General features: G+C 76.8%; 4 protein-coding genes. All 4 read right to left on the bottom strand.

The window, feature by feature from the left end; all coding sequences use genetic code 11:
- Nucleotides 1–618: serine hydrolase domain-containing protein (locus tag AB0N76_RS28255; RefSeq protein WP_363561738.1), on the bottom strand; the 618-nt coding region annotated here is incomplete at its 3' end.
- A gap of 3 nt (nt 619–621) precedes the next feature.
- Entirely contained in the window at nt 622–13,038 is a 12,417-nt protein-coding gene (locus AB0N76_RS28250; RefSeq protein ID WP_363561736.1) for an amino acid adenylation domain-containing protein, read from the bottom strand.
- Nucleotides 13,039–13,099: 61 nt separating this feature from the next.
- Nucleotides 13,100–21,262, bottom strand: coding sequence for an amino acid adenylation domain-containing protein (locus tag AB0N76_RS28245; protein ID WP_363561734.1), 8,163 nt, complete (start codon nt 21,260–21,262; stop codon nt 13,100–13,102).
- Nucleotides 21,263–21,485: 223 nt separating this feature from the next.
- Nucleotides 21,486–21,686, bottom strand: coding sequence for a hypothetical protein (locus AB0N76_RS28240; protein ID WP_363561732.1), 201 nt, complete (start codon nt 21,684–21,686; stop codon nt 21,486–21,488).
- Between the last annotated feature and the right edge of the window lies 1 nt (nt 21,687).

The following is a 21,687-nucleotide window of genomic DNA, read 5'->3' as shown; positions in this document are numbered from 1 at the left end:
CGGGACCACCAGGCCGTCCGAGCGGCGGACCAGGTGGCCCGGCACCGGCGGGCGCCCGCCCCCGGGGGCGGACCCCGGCGGCAGGCCGAGCGGTCGCAGCAGCATCACCTCCATGGCCCGGGCCCAGCTCATCCCGGTGGTCCGCTCGACCAGCCGGCCGGCCAGCACGTAGCCGACGTTGGAGTAGGAGAAGGCGGCGCCGGGCTCGGCCACCGGGGTGAGCCGGCGGGCGGACTTGGCCACCCAGCGGGCCAGGTCGTCCGGGTGCCCGTCCTCCTCGGGCAGGTTGGCGGCCAGTCCGCCGGTGTGGCTGAGCAGCTGGCGGAGTGTCGCCTTCGACTCCAGCCCGGCCTCCGGGAGCTGATCGGTCACCGGCTCGTCGAGGTCGAGGTCGCCGTCGGCGGCCAGCATCAGCACCAGCGCCGCGGTGAACGGCTTGGTCAGCGAGGAGACCGGGAACGCCGAGTCCCGCTCCACCGGTCCCCCGCCGTCCACCGCCGTCGTGCCCGTGACGGCACCGGCCCAGCGGCCGGCGGAGCGGACCACCAGCTGGGCGCCGGGCACCCGGTGGGCCCGGGCCAGCCCGGTGAGCAGCTCGTGGAGGTACGCGTCATCCATGGATCACCATTCCTCGTTCGGACGGGCGGCGGCGCGCAGCAGCGCGAGGTGGTCCTCGGCCAGCCGCTGGACGGTGGCCCGTCGGTGCACCGTCCGCGCGTAGTACCAGGTCAGCCGGAGCCGTCCGGCGCTCACCGCGCCGACCAGCTCGATCAGGTGCCCCTCGCGGGCGTCGGGGCTGCGGTCGCGGCCGACCGAGGGCAGCACGGCGTGCACCGGGCCGTCGCCGTCCGGCTCGGCCACCGCGGTCCGGCCGTGGTAGTTGAGGACCACCTCGGGGAAGGGCCCGGCCGGCAGGCCTTCGGCGGACAGCCGGCGCAGCGCGCCGTGACCGAGCCCGTTGCCGGGCACCGCGCGCAGCTGCCCGCGGACCGCCCGGGCGAGGGCGCGCCAGTCGGCGCCGTCCGGGGATCCGTCCGGGACAGGAAGTGCCGCCGGCGGCAGGTCCAGCAGCACCGGGTAGCGGGTAGTGAACCAGCCGACGGTCCGGGACAGGTCGACGTCCTCGAAGAGGTCCTCCCGGCCGTGGCCCTCCAGGCCGACGGCGACCTGCCGCCGCCCGGTCCAGCGGGCCAGCGTGCCGGCCAGCGCGGCGAGCAGCAGGTCCCGCGGCCCGGTCCGGAGCCGACCGGTGGCCTGGTTCAGGAACCGGTCGGTCTCGGTCTCGTCCAGCTCCACCTCGACCCAGCGGACGTCGCCGCGGCGGAACTCGCCGGGTTCGTCCCGGGGGATCCGCCCGGCTTCGGGCAGCGCCGTCCAGTGCGGCCGTTCGGCGTCGAAGCCGCCCTCCAGGGTGTGCTGGCGCAGCCGCCGCGACCACTCCCGGAAGGAGGTGGTGCGGGCCGGCAGCCGGACCGGCTCGCCGTCGGCGGCCTGCCGGTAGGCGGTGGCCAGGTCGTCGAGCAGGATCCGCCAGGAGACCGCGTCGACGACCAGGTGGTGCAGGGTGACGAAGAGGCGGCGGCGCCGGCCGGGGCCGAGGTCGAACAGCAGGGCCCGGCCGAGCCGGCCGGCCGCCAGGTCGTGTCCGGCGTCGGCCTCGGTGGCCAACCGGTCCAGCCGGGCGGCGCGTTCGGCCTCCGGCAGGCCGGCCAGGTCGTGCCGCTCCAGCGGCAGCAGGTCCGGGGCCACCGGGCCCACCTCCTGCTGCCAGCCGCCCTCGGCCGGCCGGTAGTGGGCCCGCAGCATGTCGTGGTGGTCCGGCAGCGCCGCCAGGGCCGCCGCCAGGGCCCGCTCGTCCACGCCGTCGACGAGTTCGAGCAGGACGGACTGGGTGAAGTGGGCGGGCCGCACCGGGTCGCCGGTCAGGAAGTCGTGCTGGATCGGGGTGAGCGGCACGGTGCCGGTCACCGGGCCCGCGCCGGGCCCGGCGGTCGCGTCCGCCGTCGGCTCCGCCGGGGTGACCACCTGAGCCAGCCGGGCCACGGTCGGGTGCAGGAAGAGGTCCTTGGAGACCACCCGCAGCCCGGCCTGGCGGATCCGGTGCACCGCCTGGATGCTGAGGATGGAGTCGCCGCCCCGGTCGAAGAAGTCGTCGTCCGCGCCGATCCGTTCGACGCCGAGCACCTCGGCCCAGATCCGGGCGAGCTCCGCCTCGACGCCGTCCGCCGGCGGCCGGTACCCCTCCCCCGCCGCGGCGGTGGCCGGGGCGGGCAGCGCCCGCTTGTCGACCTTGCCGTTCGCGGTGAGCGGCAGTTCGTCGAGCAGCACGACGACCGCCGGGACCAGGTACGGGGGCAGCGCCTGCCGGGCGTGCTCGCGCAGCTCGGTCACGTCCGGCCGGTGGCCCGGCCGGGCGGTGACATAGGCGACCAGCTGCGGCGTGCCGCCCGGGCCGGGCCGGACCAGGACGACGGCCGTCCCGACCTCCGGACGGGCCGCCAGCAGGGCCCGGACCTCGCCGGGTTCGACGCGGAAGCCGCGGATCTTCACCTGGTCGTCGGTCCGGCCGAGGAACTCCAGGGTGCCGTCCGGGCGGCGGCGGGCCAGGTCGCCGGTGCGGTACATCCGGCTGCCCGGCGGACCGAAGGGGTTCGCCACGAAGCGTTCCGCGGTCGGCCCGGGGCGGCCCAGGTAGCCGCGGCCGAGCTGGCCGCCGGCCAGGTGGAGCTCCCCCGGCACGCCGGTCGGGACCGGCCGCAGGTAGCGGTCGAGCAGGTACGCCGAGGTGTCGCCGACCGGGCGGCCCAGGTGCGGGCGCCGGTCGGGCCGCAGCGCGGTCCAGAGCGTCTGCACCGTGCACTCGGTGGGGCCGTAGGAGTTCTCCGCGACCAGGCCCGGGGCGGTGGCCAGCCGCTGCCAGAGCGCCTCGCCGACCGCTTCGCCGCCGACCACCAGCAGGCTCGGCCGGTGTCCGTCGGCCGCCAGCAGTCCGGCGGCGAGCAGCTGTTCGGCGAAGGCCGGGGTGAGGTGCAGGTGGTCGATCCGGTGCTCGCGCACATAGCGGACCAGGGCCTCCGGGTCGCGCCGGGTCAGGTCGTCCAGCAGGTGCGTCTCCACGCCCTCGGCCAGCTTGAGCAGGGTGAGCAGCGAGGCGTCGAAGGCGAGGGTGGAGCTGAGCGCGCAGCGCGGCCGGCCGTCCGCGGAGCCGCCGACGGGGCGGCCGGGGCGGCCGTGGACGTCCTCGGCCAGGCGGGCGACGTTGCGGTGCTCGATCGGCACGCCCTTGGGGCGGCCGGTGGAGCCCGAGGTGTAGATGACGTACGCCGGGTGCCCGGAGCGCAGCGGCGCGAGGCGGTCGGCGTCGGTCAGGTCGGCGCTGGAAAGGTCGGTATCGCTCAGGTCCGCCGGGTCGAGCCGGGGCGGGCCCGGCCGGTCGGCGGGCAGGGCGCGGGCCGGGCCGAGCAGCAGGACGGGTGCCGCCTCGTCGAGGACAGACGCCAGCCGTTCCGCCGGGGCGTCCGGTTCGAAGGGCAGGTAGGCGGCGCCCGCCTTGAGGACCGCCAGGATCGCCACCACGGTGGCGGCGGTCCGGTCGCCGGGCACGGCCACCACCCGCTCGGGTCCGGCGCCGCGGGCCACCAGGGCCCGGGCGAGCCGGTTGGCGCGGGCGTTGGTCTCGGCGAAGCTGAGGGCCTCGTCGGCGACCAGTGCGAGCGCGTCCGGGTGCGCGGCGGCCGTCCGTTCGAACCGCGCGAGCAGGCCGTCGTCGAGGGAGACCGGGTCGGCCTGAGCGTCGGCCGGGGCCGGGCCGGTGGCGGTGAGCGGGAGTTCGGCCATCCGGTGGTGGTCGCCGACCACGCCGGCCAGCAGCACCCGCAGGTGCTCGGCCATCCCCTGGATGGTCTCCGGGTCGAAGAGCGCGGTGCTGTAGCTGATCGCGGCCATCAGCCGGCCCCGCTGCTTGAAGAACTCGAAGCCCAGGTCGCGGCCGCGCTCGGAGCTGACCAGCGGGAACGGTTCGGCCCGCAGTCCGGGCAGCTCCGGCCCGGTGGTGTGTTCGGCCACCAGGCCGACGGTGACCTCCGCCAGCGCGGTGCGGCTCGGGTCGCGGTCGGGGTTCAGCTCGTCGACCACCTGGTCGAACGGCGCCTCCTCGTGGTCGAAGGCTTCCAGGACGGTCTCCCGCACCCGGTCGAGCAGTTCGGCGAACGGACGGCTCTCGTCCACCGCCGTGCGCAGCACCACCGTGTTGACGAAGAAGCCGACCAGGTCCTCCAGTTCGGGCCGGCCGCGGCCGGAGGTCGGGGTGGCGACCGCGATGTCCGGCTGTCCGGTCAGCCGGGACAGCAGCAGCTGGACGGCCGCGACCAGCGCCATGAACAGGGTGGCGTCCCGGCGCCGGGCCGCCTGCCGCAGTCCGGTGACCAGGTCGGCGGGCAGCTCGAAGACGGCCAGCCCGGCGGCGGCGGAGCGCACCGGGGGGCGCGGCCGGTCGGTGGGCAGCTCCAGCGGGACGATCCCGGACAACTGCCGCTTCCAGTAGGCGAGGTGACCGGCGTGCTCGGGGCCGTCCAGCCGGCCGCGCTGCCAGGCCGCGTAGTCCGCGTACTGCGCCGGGAGCGGGGCCGCCCGGTAGGGCTCGCCGGCGACGGCCGCCGCGTAGCGGGCGCCCAGCTCGGCCGACAGCAGGTCCATCGACCAGCCGTCGGTGGCGATGTGATGGATGATCAGGGCGAACAGCCGCTCGCCGTCGCCGAGTTCGGCCAGCGCGGCGCGCAGCACCGGGCCGGTGCGCAGGTCGAAGGGCTGCTCGATCCGGGCCCGCAGGAACGCCTGGCCCGCCGCTTCCCGCCGCGCCGCCGGTCCGTCGGTGAACTCCGCCACCAGCAGCTCGGGTTCGAACGGCGGGTCGACCCGCTGGACGGGGCGGCCGGCCACGGTGTGGTAGCCGGTGCGCAGCGCCTCGTGCCGGGCGACCAGGCCCGCCAGCGCGGTGCGCAGCGCCGGCAGGTCGAGTGCGCCGGAGAGCCGCAGCGCGAGCGCGGTGTTGTACTCGGTGCTCGCGGGGGCGAAGTCCTGCAGGAACCAGAGCCGCTGCTGGGCGGAGGAGAGCAGCAGTTCCCCGCTTCGGTCCACCGGGACCGGGCCGGGCGTGCCGTCGCCGGTCCGGCCCGCCTCGCCCGCGAGGGCGACGGCCAGTCCCGCCACGGTCGGGGTGTCGAAGAGCTGGCGGGGAGGGACGGCGATCCCGAGGGCGGCGCGGATCCGGGAGACGACCCGGATGCTGAGCACCGAGTCGCCGCCCCAGTCGAAGAAGTCGTCGTCCCGGCCGATCCGTTCGGCGCCGAGCACCTCGGCCCAGATGGCGGCCAGGACGCTCTCGGTGCCCGCGCGCGGGGCGCGGTGGGCTGCGGCGGCCCGGTCCGGCTCGCGGTCCGGCTCGGGCAGGGCCTTGCGGTCCAGGGTGCCGCTCGGGGTGGTCGGGAGGGCGGCCAGGACGACCAGGGCCGCGGGGACGGCGGGGGCGGGGAGCCGTTCGGCCAGCCAGGTCCGCAGTTCGGCGGTGTCCGGCAGCGGCTCCGTCCCGGCCGGGACGAGGTAGCCGGTCAGCCGGGCGAGTCCGGTGCCGTCCGGGCGGGCCGCCGCGGCGGCGGCGCCGACCAGCGGGTGGCGGGCCAGCGCGGCCTCCACCTCGCCGAGTTCGACCCGGAAACCGCGGATCTTCACCTGGTCGTCGGCCCGGCCCAGGCACTCCAGTTCGCCGTCGGCCCGGTGCCGGACCAGGTCGCCGGTGCGGTACATCCGGGCGCCGGGCACGCTGGCGAACGGATCCTCGCGGAAGCGGTCGGCGGTCAGTTCGGGCCGGTTGAGGTAGCCCCGGGCCACCCCGTCGCCGCCGATCCAGCACTCGCCGACCACGCCGAGCGGCACCGGGCGCAGCTCCCGGTCCAGGACGTACACCCGGGTGTTGGCGAGCGGGCGGCCGATCGGGACGTGGGCCGCCCCGGACGGGGTGTCCGCGCGGAGCAGGTGGGCGGTGGAGTCGACCGTGGTCTCGGTCGCGCCGTAGGCGTTGGCCACCACGGTGCCGGGGACGACCCGCTCCAGCACCTCGGCGGCCGCGTCGGCCGGAAAGCCCTCGGAGCCGACCAGCAGCACCTTGAGGTGGTCCGGGCGGACGCCGCGCCAGCGCAGCTCGGCGGCCACCGCGCGGGCCAGCGTCGGGACGGTGACCAGGAGTTCGGCCCGGCCGCCGAGCAGCCGGTCGGTCAGCGCGACCGGGTCGGCGACCGCCTCGGCGGGGCAGACTTCCATCCGGCCGCCGAACAGGGCGGCGAGCAGGAAGTCGGCGAAGAAGAGGTCGACGGAGAGGCTGGAGACCGAGAGCACCCGGGGCCGCAGCGCGGTCAGCCCGTAGCGGGCGTCCCAGGCGCGCACCATGTGGTGGACCTGGCGGTGCTCGACCATGACGCCCTTGGGGCGGCCGGTGGTGCCGGAGGTGTAGACGACGTAGGCGAGGTCGTCCGGGCCGGGTCCGTGCTCCGGCGGGGTGGCCGGCCGGTCGGCCCAGGCGGGCCGGTCGCGGTCCAGGCGGACCGTCCGGGCGGCGTGCCCGGCCAGCCGGTCCAGCAGGCGTTCCGTGGTGACCAGCACCGGGACGGCCGCGTCGTCGAGCATCAGGGCCAGCCGCTCGGCCGGGTAGTCCGGGTCCAGCGGGACGAAGGCCCCGCCGGCCCGCTGGACGGCCAGCAGCGCGACCACCGCGGCGGCGCCGCGGGGGACGCAGACGCCGACCAGGGTGCCGGGCGCCACGCCGAGGCCGACCAGGTGGTGGGCCAGCCGGTTGGCCTCGGCGTCCAGTTCGGCGTAGCTCAGCTCGACGGTGTCGTCGGCGACCGCGACCGCCTCCGGGGTGCGGCGCGCCTGCTCCGCGAAGAGCTCGGGCACGGTGCGCGCGGCCGGGAAGGCGACGGCGGTGTCGTTCCGCTCGACCAGCAGGTGGTGGGTCTCCGCCGCGGTGAGCAGCGGCAGTTCGGCCACCGGGGTGTGCGGCGCGTCGGCCAGCGCGGTGAGCACCCGGGTCAGGTGGCCGGCCATCCGGCGGGCGGTGTCCGGGTCGAACAGCGCCGGGTCGTAGCCGACGGCCAGCTGCAGCGCCTCGCCGGCGTGCGCGGTGAGCATCAGCGGGTAGTTGGTGTGCTCGTCGCCGCGGTAGGCGCCGACGGTCAGGCCGTGGCGGGCGGCCGCCGCGCCGTCGTACGGGTAGTTCTCGAAGACCACGATGGAGTCGAACAGCCGGCCGCTGGCCGCGCCGGTCCAGCGCTGGATCTCGGCCAGGCCGGTGTGCTCGAACTGGCGGGCCTCGCCCTGGGCGCGCTGGATGCCGTGCAGCCAGTCGAGCGCGGGGGCGGCGTCGTCCAGGGCGATCCGGACCGGCACGGTGTTGATGAAGAGTCCGATCATCGACTCCACGCCCGGCAGGTCGGCCGGGCGGCCGGAGACGGTCGCGCCGAAGCAGACGTCGCGCTCGCCGCTGTAGCGGCCGAGCAGCACCGCCCAGGCGCCCTGGACCAGGGTGTTGACGGTCAGCCGGGCCGCGCGGGCGGTGTCGTAGAGCCGGGTGGTGAGCTCGGGTGCGAGGGTGATCTGCTCCTCCCGCGAGGACCGGGCGCCGTGGGTGCGCAGCGGGGCCCGGTCGAAGGGCAGCGGGGTGGGGCCGGTGAAGCCGTTCAGGGCGGTGCGCCAGTGGTGTTCGGCCGCCGCCGGGTCCTGCCCGGCCAGCCAGTGGACGTACTCGCGGTAGGGGCGGCGGGCAATGGGGGCCGCCCCGGTCGGCGCGGCGTACTCGCGGAACACCTCGGAGAGCACGTCGGCGAAGCTCCAGCCGTCCACCAGCAGGTGGTGGGTCGACCAGAACAGCTCCACCGCGTCCGCGCCGAGCCGCACCAGGGCCAGCCGCAGCAGCGGGGCGGTGGCGAGGTCGAGGCCGTGCGCGGTGCGCTCCCGCCAGATCCGCTCCAGCTCGGTGCGCTGTTCGGCGGGGGCCAGGTGGCACAGGTCCAGCCGCTCGACCGGGACGGTGACCCCGGTGCGGACCACCTGGAGCGGTTCGGGCACGCCCTCCCAGACCACCTCGGTGCGCAGCACCGGCGTCCGGTCGACCACCCGCTGCCAGGCGGCGGCCAGCGCGTCGGGGTCGCGGACCCCGTCCAGCCGGACCCCGAAGTGCCCGGTGTAGGTGTCCCGGCCGGACTCGCCGAGCGCGTGGAAGAGCATGCCGCTCTGCGCCGGGGTCAGCGGGTAGACGTCCTCGGCGGTGCGTCCGTCGCCGACCAGGCGGTCCACCGCGGCCTGGTCGAGGCGGGCCAGCGGGAAGTCGGACGGGGTGGCGCCGCCCGCGTCCGGGGCGGCGCAGTGCTCGACGACGGCGGTGAGCGCGGCGGTGAACGCCTCGGCCAGCCGCCGGACCGTCTCCGGCCGGTGCCGGTTCGCCGAGTAGGTCCAGTGGAAGCGCAGTTCGCCGTCGGCGATCCAGCCGTTGATCTCGATCAGCTGGGTCCTGGCCTGCTCCGGGGCGCGTTCGTGCCCCTCGGCGGTCAGCCGGCCGCGCAGCAGGCCCCGGGGTTCGGCGCCGGAGTCCAGCCGGCCCAGGTAGTTGAAGGCGATCTCCGGCTCCGGCCCGTCGGCGAGCCGCGCGCCGTCCTCGGCGAGGTGGCGCAGCGCGCCGTGGCCGAGGCCGTTGCCGGGTACGGCGCGCAGCTGCTCCTTGACGCTCTTCAGGACCTCGCCCCAGCCTGCGCCGGGGTCGGCGGTCAGGACCACCGGGAAGAGCGTGGTGAACCAGCCCACGGTGCGGGACAGGTCGACGTCCGCGAACAGGTCCTCGCGGCCGTGGCCCTCCAGCGCGACCAGCGCGGTGTCGCGTCCGGTCCAGTCGGCCAGGGTGCGCCAGAGGGCGCCGAGCAGCACGTCGTTGATCCGGGTGCGGTAGGCGGCGGGGACGTCGCGCAGCAGCGCGCCGGTGCGTCCGGCGTCCAGGGCGACCGTGACGGTGCGCTGGGAGGCGACGGTGTTCCCGCCCTTGAGGTCGGTGTCGACGGGCAGCGGGTCGACGGTGCGGGCGGTCTCGGCGACCGCCGCCCAGTGCGCGGCCTCGGCGGCGAAGCCCCCGGCGGCGGTGTGCGCGGTGAGCCGGGCCGACCAGTCGCGGAACGAGGTGGTGCGGGCGGGCAGTTCGACCGGCCGCCCGGCCAGGGCCTGCCGGTAGCCGCGTTCCAGGTCGTCCAGCAGGATCCGCCAGGAGACGGCGTCGACCACCAGGTGGTGGATCACCACGAGCAGCCGGGCCGGCCGTCCGGCGCCGAGGTCGAACAGCCGGGCCCGCACCAGCGGGCCGGTGGCCAGGTCGAAGCCGGTCTGGGCCCGCTCGTTGGCGGCCCGCATGACGGCGTCCTGCTCGGCGGCGGGGCGGTCGGACAGGTCCAGCCGTTCGAGGACGGTGTGCGGCTCGGCGGCCGCGTGGTGCAGCCGCCGGCCGTGCGCGGCCGGTTCGGCCCGCAGCCGCAGCGCGTCGTGGTGGGCGGGCAACGCGTCCAGCGCGGCGCGCAGCGCCGACTCGACCGGCCGCTCGCCGAGTTCGACCAGCACGGCCTGGTTGAAGCGGTCGAGGCTGGCGCCGAGCCGTTCGAAGAACCAGTGCTGGATCGGGGTCGGCGCCAGCTCGCCGGTCACCGGGCCGCGGTCCGCGACCGGGCCGGTCCCCGCGCCCTCGGCCTCGGCCGCGGCGGCCAGGGCGGCGACGGTCTGGTGCCGGAAGGTGTGCTTGGCAGTGAGCGGCAGGCCCGCGTCCCGGGCCCGGGCGACCACCTGGAGGCCGAGGATGGAGTCGCCGCCGAGGTCGAAGAAGTTGTCCTCGACGCCGACCCGGGGCAGTCCGAGCAGCTCGGCCCAGATGCCCGCGAGCAGTTCCTCGGCCGGGGTACGCGGCGCGGTGTGCGCGGTGCCGGGTTCGAGCCGCGGGTCGGCGTCGGGCAGCGCCCGGCGGTCGACCTTGCCGTTGGCGTTCAGCGGCAGCGCGGGCAGCTGGACGAAGGCCGCGGGGACCATGTACTCGGGCAGCCGGGCCCGGGCGTGCGCCCGCAGCGCGGCGGTGTCCGGCGCGTCCCGCCCGTCCTCGGCGGCCAGGTAGGCAACCAGCCGGCGGGTGCCGCGCCCGTCCCGCTTGACCGCGACGGCCACGGCGGCGACGCCCGGGCAGCGGGCCAGCACGGCCTCGATCTCCCCCGGCTCGATCCGGAAGCCGCGCAGCTTGACCTGGTCGTCGGTGCGGCCGAGGTACTCCAGGGTGCCGTCGGGCAGCCGGCGGGCGCGGTCGCCGGCCCGGTACATCCGCTCCCCCGGCGCGCCGAACGGGTTCGCCACGAAGCGCTCGGCGGTCAGGTCGGGGCGGCCCCGGTAGCAGCGGGCCAGTCCGGGGCCGGCCAGGTAGACCTCGCCCGGCATGCCGACCGGCACCGGGCGCAGCCGGCGGTCGAGCAGGTGGACCCGGGTGCCGCTGATCGGGCGGCCGATCGGCACCGGACGGTCGTCGGTGAGGTCGGCCGGGTCCAGCGGGTCGCTCATGGTCGAGCAGACCGTCGCCTCGGTCGGCCCGTAGGCGTTGATCATGCGTCGGCCCCGGGACCAGAGCCGGGCCGTCGCGGGCGGGCAGGCCTCGCCGGCCACCGCCAGGGTCAGGCCGGGCGGCACCGCCTCGGGGCGCAGCGCGGTGAGCGCGCTGGGCGGCAGCGTGACGTGGGTGACCCGGTGGCCGGTCAGCGTGCCGACCAGCGGGTCGCCGGGCAGCAGCTCCGCCTGGTCGGCGACCACCAGGGCGGCGCCGGTCAGCAGGGCGGTGCTCAGCTCGTAGAACGCCGCGTCGAAGCCGGGCGAGGCGAACTGCAGCACCCGGGAGCCCGGGCCGACGCCGAGCCGGGCGGCCGAGGCGGCCGCCATCTCGTGCACGCCGGTGTGGGTGACCAGGACGCCCTTGGGGCGGCCGGTGGAGCCGGAGGTGTAGATGACGTAGGCCGGGTGGGCCGGGTCCGGTCCGCCCGCCGGGGCGGTGTCCGGGAGCGCGGCCAGCTCGGCCGCGGTGTCCGGCTCGTCCGGGACGAGCACCCCGGCGAGGTCGGCCGGGTCGGCGAGGGCGGCCAGGCGTTCGGCGGCGGCCGGTTCGGTGACCAGCAGCAGTGGGGCCGCGTCGGCCAGGATCAGGCGCAGCCGCTCGTCGGGGTGGGCGAGGTCCAGCGGCAGGTAGCCGGCACCGCTCTTGAGCACCGCCAGGATCGTCACGATCGCGGCCGGCGAGCGGGGCAGGCCGACCGCGACCAGCCGCTCCGGCCCGGCGCCGCGGGCGATCAGCAGGTGGGCCAGCCGGTTGGCGCGGCGGTCGAGTTCGGCGTAGTCGAGGGTCTCGGTGGCGCCGATCAGGGCGGGGGCCGCGGGGTGCGCGGCGACCCGGGCGGCGAACAGCGCGGGCACCGTCCCGGTCGGCCACCGCGGCGCGCCGCCGGTCCGGTCGGCCAGTTCCCGCCGCTCCGCCTCGCCGAGCAGCGGCAGCCGGTGCAGGGCGGTGCCGGGCCGCTCGGCCAGCAGTTCCAGCAGGGTGAGCAGCCGGTCGGCCAGCCGCGCCGCGGTGGGCGCGGTGAACAGGTCGGTGCTGTAGCCGAGGTAGCCGGTCAGGCCGCCGTCGCGCTCGAAGAAGTCGAAGGAGAGGTCGAGGCTGGCGGTCAGCACCGGCGGGCGGACCTCGGCCGGCTCCAGTCCGGCGAACCCGCCGGTCGGGCGCGGGGTGTTGTGCAGGTTGACCGCGACGCCGGCCAGCGGCGGGCGGGCCGGGTCCCGTTCGGCCCGCACCTCCTCCACGACCTGCTGGAACGGCAGCTCCTGGTGCTTCAGCGCGTCCAGCACGGTGGTGCGCACCCGGTCCAGCAGCTCGGTGAAGGAGCGGGCCTCGTCGACCCGGGAGCGCAGCACCAGGTTGTTGACGAAGAAGCCGACCAGCGGCTCGGTCTCGGCGCGGGTGCGGCCGGAGACGGCGGTCGCCACCGCCACGTCGGACTGCTCGGTCCACCGGGCCAGCAGCAGCTGGACGGCGGCGACGAGGGTCATGAACAGGGTGGCCCCGCCGGCCCGGGAGAGCCCGCGCAGCCGCTCGGCGAGCTCCGCGGGCACCGCGAACTCGTGCATCGCCCCGGCGCCGGAGCGCACCGGCGGGCGCGGCGCGTCGGTCGGCAGGTCCAGCGGCGGCAGGTCGGCCAGCTGCCCGCGCCAGTACTCCAGGTCGGCGCGGAGCTGTTCGCCGGCCGCCCGCTCCAGCTGCCAGCGGGCGAAGTCCGGGTACTGGACGGTGAGTTCCGCCAGCGCGGCCTCGGTGCCGGTGGTCCGCGCGGTGTAGAGCGCGGCGAGGTCGGCGAGCAGGACGCCCATCGACCAGCCGTCGGTGACGATGTGGTGCAGGCTCAGCGCCAGCACGTGCTCCCGCTCGGCCAGCCGGATCAGCACCGGGCGCAGCAGCGGGCCGCGCCGCAGGTCGAACGGGTGGCGGGCCTCGGCTTCCAGGGCCGCCGTGAGCGCCTGTTCGCCGTCCCGGCGGCGCGTCAGGTCGACGACGGCGAGCTCCGCACTGGCCTCCGGCAGGACCCGCTGCAGGCCGGTGCCGGCCCCGGGCTCGAACACGGTGCGCAGGGACTCGTGCCGGGCCACCAGCTGCCGCAGCGCCGTCCGCAGCGCCGCCTCGTCCAGTGCGCCGGCCAGCCGCACCGCGTGCAGGGTGTTGTACTCGACGCTCGCCGGGTCCACCTCGTGCAGGTACCAGAGCCGCTGCTGGGCCGAGGAGAGCGGGAGGCCGCCCGCGCGGTCGGTGCGGGGGATCCCGGCGTCCGCCGCGTCCCCGTCGGGCCGGGCCGCCGCGCCGCTCAGCCGGCTCCGCAGCTGCTCCCGCAGGTGGGCCGGCAGGGCGGCGATCCGGTCGGCCCGCGCACTCGTGCTGTCCATGCTCGCCTTCTCGGTGTGGGTGTGGGTGTGGCTCTGGATGGTCCGGGGGTCGGGTTTCGGGTCAGGCCGCGTCATCGGTGCCGCCTCCGGCCGTCCGCTCCAGACCGGCCAGGATCTTTTCCTCGACGACCGCCGCGAGCTCCGCGACGGTCGGCCCGTCGAACAGGTCCCGGGGCGAGAGGTCCACCCCGAACACCACCGACATCCGGGAGAGCAGGCGCAGCGTCCCGATCGAGTCGCCGCCGAGGTCGAAGAAGCTGTCCTCGACGCCGAATCCGGCGACATCCAGCACCTCGGCCCAGAGCTCCGCGACCGCCTCCTCGGCGGGTGTCCGCGGTGCCACCCGGCCGGCCGCCGGGCGCGCGGACGGCGCCGCGGCCGGGAGTGCCCGGGCGGGTGCGGCGCCGTCGGCCGGGCCGGGCCCGGCGAGCACCGGCAGCGTGCCGATCACCCGGTCCGGGTCGGCGGCGACCGCGGTGAGCAGCTCCGCCAGCTCGGCGGCGATCCGCCGCACGGTGGCCGGGTGGAAGCGCTCCGGGTCGTAGTGCAGCACCAGCGACAGGCCGTTCGCCGCGTAACCGATCAGGTTCAGCGGGAAGTTGGTGCCGGTGACGGCCTGGATGTCGAGCAGCTCCAGGCCGTACCCGGCCACCAGCTCCCGGTCGAACGGGTAGTTCTCGAAGACCACGCAGCTGTCGAACAGCTGGGCCTCGCCGCGCAGCCCGGCCCAGGCCCGCAGCTGGTGCAGCGGGACCTGCTCGTGCTGGCGGGCCTCGGCCTGGTCGGCCTGCAACCGGCGGAGCCAGTCGGCGAGCGGGGCGTCCCGGTCGACCTCGGCGCGCACCGGCAGGGTGTTGATGAAGAGGCCGATCATCTCCTCGACCCCGTCCAGCTCGGCCGGGCGGCCCACCACGGTGGCGCCGAAGCAGACCCGCCGGTCGCCGCTGTAGTGCGCGAGCAGCAGCGCCCAGACGCCCTGGACCAGGGTGTTCATGGTGACCCGGGCGTCCCGGGCGGCGGCGTGCAGCCGGGCCGAGACCTGCTCGGGCAGCCGCAGCCGGGTCTGCGCCGAGGACGCGGCGGGCCGTCCCGGCACCGCGGGCCGGTCGTACGGCAGCGCGGTGGGCGCGGTCAGGCCGGCCAGCGCGGGGCGCCAGTAGTCCGCGGCCGCCGTGTGGTCCCGGGCGGCCAGGTGGGCCACGTAGTCCCGGTAGGGGCGGCGCGGCCGCTCGACGGAGGTGGTGCCGGCGGCCAGCGCGGCGTACTCGGCGAGGACGTCGCCGAGCAGGCGCATCGCGCTCCAGCCGTCCAGCAGGGCGTGGTGGAAGGTCCAGAACAGCTGGACCCGGTCGGTGTCCAGCCGGGCCACCGCCACCCGGGAGAGCGGGGCGGCCTCGAAGTCCAGGCCGCGGGCCCGGTCCTCGGCCAGGTGGCGCTCGGTGGCGTGCTGCCGGGCCGCCGGGTCGAGGCCCCGCCAGTCGAGCCGGGTGACCGTCAGCGCGGCCTCGCGGTGGACCACCTGGAGCGGCTCGGGCAGGCCGCGCCGGTGCACGGCGGTGCGCAGCACCGGGGTCCGGTCGACCACCCGCTGCCAGGCCGGGGCGAGCAGTTCGGGCCGGTCCACGCCGGCCAGCTCGACGTGGTTCTGCTCCAGGTAGAGCCCGCGCTCGGGGTCGAGCAGGCTCTGCAGCACCATGCCGCTCTGCATCGGCGTCAGCGGGTAGACGTCCTCGACCGCCGTGCCGTCGCCGACCAGCCGGTCCAGGGCGTCCTGGTCGAGCCCGGCGAGCGGGAAGTCGGAGGGCGTCCGGCCGCCCGCGCCCGGTTCGGCGCAGTGCGCGACCAGGGCGACCAGCCGGGCCGCGAAGCCCTCGGCCAGCGCGCGCACGGTCTCCCGGCTGTGCAGTCCCTCGCCGTAGGACCAGGTGAACTCCAGCCGACCGTCCCGGACCTGGCCGACGATGTCCAGCAGGTGCATCCGCCGGGCCGCCGGGTCCTGGTGGAGGCCGAGGTCGGAGACGGCCGTGACCAGGCCGCCGGGTGCGGCCGCGCCGCCGAACCGGCCCAGGTAGTTGAAGCTGACCCTCGGCAGCGGGTGCGCGGCGAGTTCGGGCGCCCCGGCCAGGTGGCGCAGCACGCCGTAGCCCAGCCCGCGCCCGGGGACGGCGCGCAGCTGCTCCTTGACCGAGCGGAGCAGCTCGCGCGGCCCCGCGCCGGCCCGGGCGGTGAGCGCCACCGGGAAGTACGAGGTGAACCAGCCGACCGCGCGGGTCAGGTCGGGGCCCGCGCCGATCTCCTCGCGGCCGTGCCCCTCCAGGGCGATCACCGTCCGCTCGCGCCTGGTCCACTCGGCAAGCACCGGGGCGAGGGCGGCCAGCAGGACGTCGTTGACCTCGGTGCGGTAGACCGGCGGCACCTCGCGGAGCAGCGCGGCGGTGGTCCGCTCGTCCAGGGCCACCCGCACCTCGCGGGTGCCCGAGACGAGGTTGGCGGGCTCGCCGGGACCGTCCGGTCGGACGTGCGGCACCTCGGCCGCGCCGTCCGCGAACAGCCCGGCCCAGTGGCCGAGTTCGCCGTCGAAGGTGCCGTCCGAGGCGGCCCGGGCGAGCCGTCGGCACCAGGCGGCGAAGGAGTGGGAGCGGGGGCCCAGGTCGATCGGCCCGCCCGCCCGGGCCTGCCGGTAGGCGTGCTCCAGGTCCTCCAGCAGGGTGCGCCAGGAGACGCCGTCCACCACCAGGTGGTGGGCCACCAGCAGCAGCCGGGCGCCCTGCGGGCCGCCGTGGAAGAGCACCGCGCGCAGCAGTTCGCCGGCCCGCGGGTCGAGTTCGGCGTGCGCCCGCGCGGTGTGCTCGTCGACCAGGGCGCCGGCCCGCTGTTCGGCGAGCCCGGCCAGCGGGACGGTCCGCAGAATCGTTTCCGCATGCCCGGCGGGCTCGGCCGGGGCGTCCGGCAGCTGGGTCCAGCGCCCGTCCACCTCGGCGAAGCGCAGCCGCAGCGCCTCGTGCCGCGCGACCAGCGCGGACAGGGCGGTGGCCAGCGCGACGGGGTCGCAGTCCGCCGCCAGGTCGAGCGTGAGGTACTGGTGGAAGGCGGTCGGCTCGGCCGACCGGCTCAGGTAGAGCTGCTGGATCGGCAGCACGGGCGTGCGCTCCGGCGCGGCCGCGGCCTCCGGCTCGCCGTCCGCGGCGCCCTCCTCGGGCGTCTGCTCCCAGCTCAGGTGGGCCGCCAGCGCGGCGACGGTCTGTCGGCGGAACAGGTCCTTGGAGGTGAGCCGCAGTCCGGCGCGCCGGGCCCGGGCCACCACTTGGAGGCTGAGGATCGAGTCGCCGCCCAGGGCGAAGAAGTTGTCCTCGACGCCCACCTCCGGGACCCCGATCACCTCGGACCAGATCGCGCACAGCCGCCGCTCCACCGGGGTGCGCGGGGCCACCCGGACCGGCGGCGCCCCGGCCCCGTCGGCCTGCGGTGCCGGGCGCAGCGCGGCCAGCGCCCGGCGGTCGACCTTCCCGTTCGGGGTGAGCGGCATCCGCTCCAGCACCGTGAAGCGGGACGGCACCATGTACTCGGGCAGCACCTCGGCGACCCGGGCGGTGAGCGCGGCGGGGTCCGCCGCGGCCCCCGCCTCGGCCACCACGTACGCGGCCAGCCGCCGGTTCCGGCCGCGGTCGCCCTCGACCAGCACGGCGGCCTGGGCCACCTCCGGCAGGCCGGCGACCACGCTCTCGATCTCGCCGAGCTCGATCCGGTAGCCGCGCAGCTTGACCTGGTCGTCGGCCCGGCCCAGGTAGTCCAGGGTGCCGTCGGCCCGGCGGCGCACCAGGTCCCCGGTCCGGTACATCCGGGTGCCGGGCGCGCCGAACGGGTCGGCGACGAAACGCTCGGCGGTCAGCGCCGGGCGGTTGGCGTAGCCGCGGGCCAGCCCGGCCCCGGCCAGGTACAGCTCGCCGGGCACGCCGACCGGCACCGGCCGGCCGTAGCGGTCCAGCACGTGGGCGGCCGTGTTGGCGACCGGGCCGCCGATGCCGGGGGCCCAGCCGTCCGGGCTCTCCGCCGCCACCTCGCCGGCCGTCCCGACCACCGTGTACTCGGTCGGCCCGTAGTTGTTGACCAGGCGGAACGGCAGGCCGGGGGCCGGGCGGCGGTGCAGCGTGTCGCCGCCGGTCAGCACCGTGCGCAGGGCGGTCCGGCCGATCGCGGGCTGGTCCAGCACCACCTCGGCGAGCGGCGTGGGCAGGAAGCAGACGGTGGTGCCGCGCTCGGTGAACCAGTCCACCAGCGCCGCCGGGTTCCCCAGCGCGGCCTCACCGGGCAGGTCGATCCGGGCGCCGGCGGTCAGGTAGGGCCAGATCTCCCACACCGCCGCGTCGAAGCCCAGCCCGGCCACCTGCGAGGCCCGGTCGGCGGGGCCGACCCGGTGGGCCCGGACGTGCCAGCCGCAGAGGTCGGCGAGCGAGCGGTGCGAGACCATCACGCCCTTGGGCAGTCCGGTCGAACCGGAGGTGTGGACGAGGTAGGCCAGGTCCTCGGGGTGGGTGTGGACGCGGGGCGCGGTGGCCGGACGGGCGGCGATCGCGGCCCGGTCCGCCGCGCGGTCCAGCAGCACGACGGCGGGACCGTCGCCCGTCGGCAGCTCCTCGGCCCGCGCGGTGGTGCTGATCAGCACCGGCGCACCGGTGTCCTCGATGATGTACCGCAGCCGCTCGGCCGGCAGCCCGGGGGCCAGCGGCACGTAGGCGCCGCCGGCCTTCAGCACCGCGAGCAGGGCGACCAGCAGCTCCGGCGAGCGCTCCAGGTACAGCCCGACCGGGACGTCACGGCCGACCCCGAGCGCCACCAGGTGGTGCGCCAGGCGGTTGGCCCGGGCGTCCAGTTCGGCGTAGCCGAGCTGCTCGCCCTCGGACCACACGGCGACCGCGGTCGGCCGCAGGGCGGCCTGCCCGGCGAAGAGCAGGTGCACCGGGCGGTCCGTCGGGTAGTCGTCCGCGGTGTCGTTCCAGGCGGCCAGCCGGCGCTCGCGCTCGGCCTCGTCCTCCAGCGGCAGCCGTGCCATCGGGCGGTCCGGGTCGGCGGCCACCGCGGCCAGCAGGACGCACAGGTGGTCGGCGATCCGCTCGACGGTCACCGGGTCGAACAGGTCGGTGTTGTACTCGACCATCAGGTCCAGCGCGCCCTGGCGCTCGGTGAACTCCAGGGTCAGGTCCAGCACGGCCGCGGTGCGCGGCAGGTCGACCCGCTCGCCGTGCAGGCCGGGCAGGTCCAGCCCGCCGGCCGGCGCGTTCTGCAGCACCACCAGCGCCTCGACCAGCGGGGTGCGGCTCGGGTCCCGCTCCGTGCAGAGCTCCTCCACCAGCCGTTCGAACGGCACCTCCTGGTGGGCGAAGGCGGCGAGCGCGGCCTCCCCCACCTCGCCCAGGAAGTCCCGGAACGAGCGGTGGCCGTCCACCGTGGCGCGCAGCACCACGGTGTTGATGAACGCGCCGACCAGCCCCTCCAGCTCGGGCCGTTCACGGCCCGACACGGCGGTGCCCACGGCCACGTCCCGCTGCCCGGTCAGCCGGGCCAGCAGCAGCTGGGCGGCGCCGGCCAGCACCGTGAACAGGGTGCCGCCGCCGGTCGCGGCGAGCGTCTTCAGGGCGGCGGTGACCCGGCGGTCCACGGTACGGCGGTGCACCGCGCCGGCCGAGCCGCGGACCGCCGGGCGGGGCCGGTCGGTGGGCAGCCGCAGCGGCTCGACGCCGTCCAGCCGCTGCCGCCAGTAGGCGAGCTGCTCCTCGGTCCGGGCGTCGTCGAGGTGTTCGCGCTGCCAGGCCGCGTAATCGGCGTAGCCGGTCGCCAGCGGCGCCAGCGCGGCCGGCGCACCGGTGGCCGTGGCGGTGTAGCGGGCGCTCAGTTCGGCGGTCAGCACGCCGGTGGACCAGCCGTCGGTGGCGGCGTGGTGCACCCCGAGCGCCAGCAGGTGGTCCCGGTCGGCCAGCCGGACCAGCAGCGCCCGCAGCACCGGGCCGCGGCGCAGGTCGAACGGCCGGGCGACCTCGGCCCGCAGCAGCTCGTCCAGCGCGGCGGCCCGCTGCTGCGCGCCCGCGATGCCGGACAGGTCCGCGAGCTCCAGCGGGACCTCCGTGCTCCCGGCCGGGTGGATCACCTGGAAGGGCCCGTCCGCGTCCTCGGCGAAGGTGGTGCGCAGCGGCTCGTGGCGGTCGATCAGCTGCCGCAGCGCGGTGTGCAGCGCCGCCGGGTCGAGGGTGCCGCGCAGCCGGAACGCGGTGTGCACGTTGGCGGCGGCGCTCTCCGGGTCGAACCGCTGGGTGAACCAGAAGCGCCGCTGGGTCGAGGAGAGCGGCAGCCGGCCGGTGCGGTCGGCCGGCGGGATGGCCCGCACGGCGTCCGCCCCGGCGGGCAGCGCGTCCGTCCCGGCGAGGAGCGCGGCCGTCAGCGCCTCGACGGTGCGGTGCCGGAACAGGGTCCACACCGGCAGCCGGACCCCGGTCGCGGCGTGGATCCGGGACGCCACCCGGGCCATCGCCAGCGAGTCGCCGCCGAGTTCGGCGAAGTCGTCGGCGACACCGACGTCGTCGAGGCCGAGCACCTCGCACCAGATCCCGGCGAGCACCCGCTCGGTCTCCGTGCGCGGGGCCACCGGGACGGCGTCCAGGCTGTCCCGGCGGGACGGGGCGGGCAGCGCCCGGCGGTCCAGCTTGCCGTTGACGGTCAGCGGGAACCGGTCCAGCGCCTTGAAGGCGCTCGGGACCATGTGCGAGGGCAGCGAGCGCAGCAGGTGCTCGCGCAGCCGGGACGGGGCCGGCACCGTGCCGCCGGCCTCGGCGGGCACCAGGTAGGCGACCAGCCGGCGGTCCCCCGGCCGGTCCTCGCGGACCAGCACCACGGCCTGTCCGACGGCGGGGTCGCGCCGCAGCGCGTCCTCGATCTCGCCGGGCTCGATCCGGAAGCCGCGGACCTTCACCTGGTCGTCGCTGCGCCGCTGGTACTCCAGGCCGCCGTCCGGCTGGAGCCGCACCAGGTCGCCGGAGCGGTACATCCGGGCGCCGGGGGCGCCGAACGGGCAGGCGACGAAGCGGGCCGCGGTCAGGCCGGGGCGGTTGGCGTAGTTGCGGGCCAGCCCCGGCCCGGCGACGTACAGCTCGCCCACCTCGCCCGGGGCGACCGGACGCAGCCCGCCGTCCAGCACGTGGAAGTCGAGGTCGGGGATGGCCACCCCGACGTCGCTGCCCTCGGCGGCCGCGGCCGAGGCGCGGTCCAGCGCCAGGTAGGAGGCGTGCACCGTGGTCTCGGTGATCCCGTACATGTTGACCAGCACCGGGGCGGTGTCGGCGTGCCGCCGGTACCAGTCCGCCAGCCGGCCGAGGTCGAGGGCCTCGCCGGCCAGGACGATCCGGCGCAGCGTCAGCCGGTCGCCGAGCTCGGGCTCGGCCAGGTCGGCCGCGAGCAACTGGTAGAAGGCCGAGGGCGTCTGGTTCAGCACCGTCACCCGCTCGGTCACCAGCAGCCGCAGGAACTCGGCCGGCGACCGGGTCACCTCCTGCGGCACCACCACCAGCCGGCCGCCGTGCAGCAGCGCTCCCCAGATCTCCCAGACCGAGACGTCGAAGGCGAAGGAGTGGAAGAGCGGCCAGACGTCCGTCTCGTCGAAGGCGTACCAGTGCGCGGTGCTCGTGAGCAGCCGCACCACGTTGCGGTGCGGGACGACCACGCCCTTGGGCCGGCCGGTGGAGCCCGAGGTGTAGATGGCGTAGGCGGCGTGGTCGGGCGAGCGCCGCACGGCGGCCAGGTCGATCCCCTGGGCCGCCGTCACCGCGGCCTCGGTCTCCGGCGCGTCCAGCACCAGCCGCCGGGTGCCGGCGGCCGGCGGGCCGAGCCGTTCGGCGACCTCGGCGGTGGTCAGGGTGAGCACCGCGTCCGCGTCGTCGAGCACGTAGCCGATCCGCTCGGCCGGGTACTCGGGGTCGACCGGAACGTACGCCGCGCCGGACTTGAGCACGGCGAGGACGGCGACCAGCAGGTCGGCCGAGCGCGGGAGCACCAAGGCGACGAACCGCTCCGGTCCGGCGCCCCCGGCCACCAGCAGCCGGGCCAGCCGGTCGGAGCGGGCGTCCAGCTCCGCGTAGCTCAGCGACCGCTCCCGGTGGGTGAGCGCTATGCCGTCCGGCGTTCGCGCGGCCTGCGCGGCGAACAGCTGGTCCAGGCATCTCTCCTGCGGTACTGCCATCGGTGCAACTCCCTCTCGGACCTCGACGAGGAATCACGGCACGACGAACGGTCGGCCTCGCCCCGCTCCGCGCGCTCGGCGTCGCGCGCCGGACGCCCACGGGGGTTCCTCGCTGTGAGTCTCCGTCAGGGGTTCGCGGCCGCTCCAGGTGTTTGACTCGTCCGCTAAACAGCCCGTTCGCACCTTTTGAGCAGCCCTCTTGAGCAGCCCTTCTGAGCAGCCCTCAGCCGGGGTCCGGCAGCGGGAGGGTGAGCACGGTTCCCGGGCCGCCGCGGCCGCCCGGGTCCCGCCCTTCCGCCCGGCCGAGGCAGCCGGCGGCGATCCGCCGCAGGAGCTCGTTGGCCTCGCGCAACTCCGCGTTCTCGGAGGCGAGTTCGGCGATCCGCCGCCGGCAGGCCGGGCAGCCGTCCGCTCCGAACGGCACG

Source organism: Kitasatospora sp. NPDC093806, from assembly GCF_040683335.1.
Taxonomy (GTDB): domain Bacteria; phylum Actinomycetota; class Actinomycetes; order Streptomycetales; family Streptomycetaceae; genus Kitasatospora.
The sequence above is the reverse complement of the archived record's forward strand: the minus strand, read 5'-3'. Positions and strand labels throughout refer to the sequence as shown.

Excerpts from the sequence above, each read along its gene's own strand:
- AB0N76_RS28250 (WP_363561736.1), bottom strand. The coding sequence starts at position 13,038 with ATGGACAGCACGAGTGCGCGGGCCGACCGGATCGCCGCCCTGCCGGCC.
- AB0N76_RS28245 (WP_363561734.1), bottom strand. The coding sequence starts at position 21,262 with ATGGCAGTACCGCAGGAGAGATGCCTGGACCAGCTGTTCGCCGCGCAG.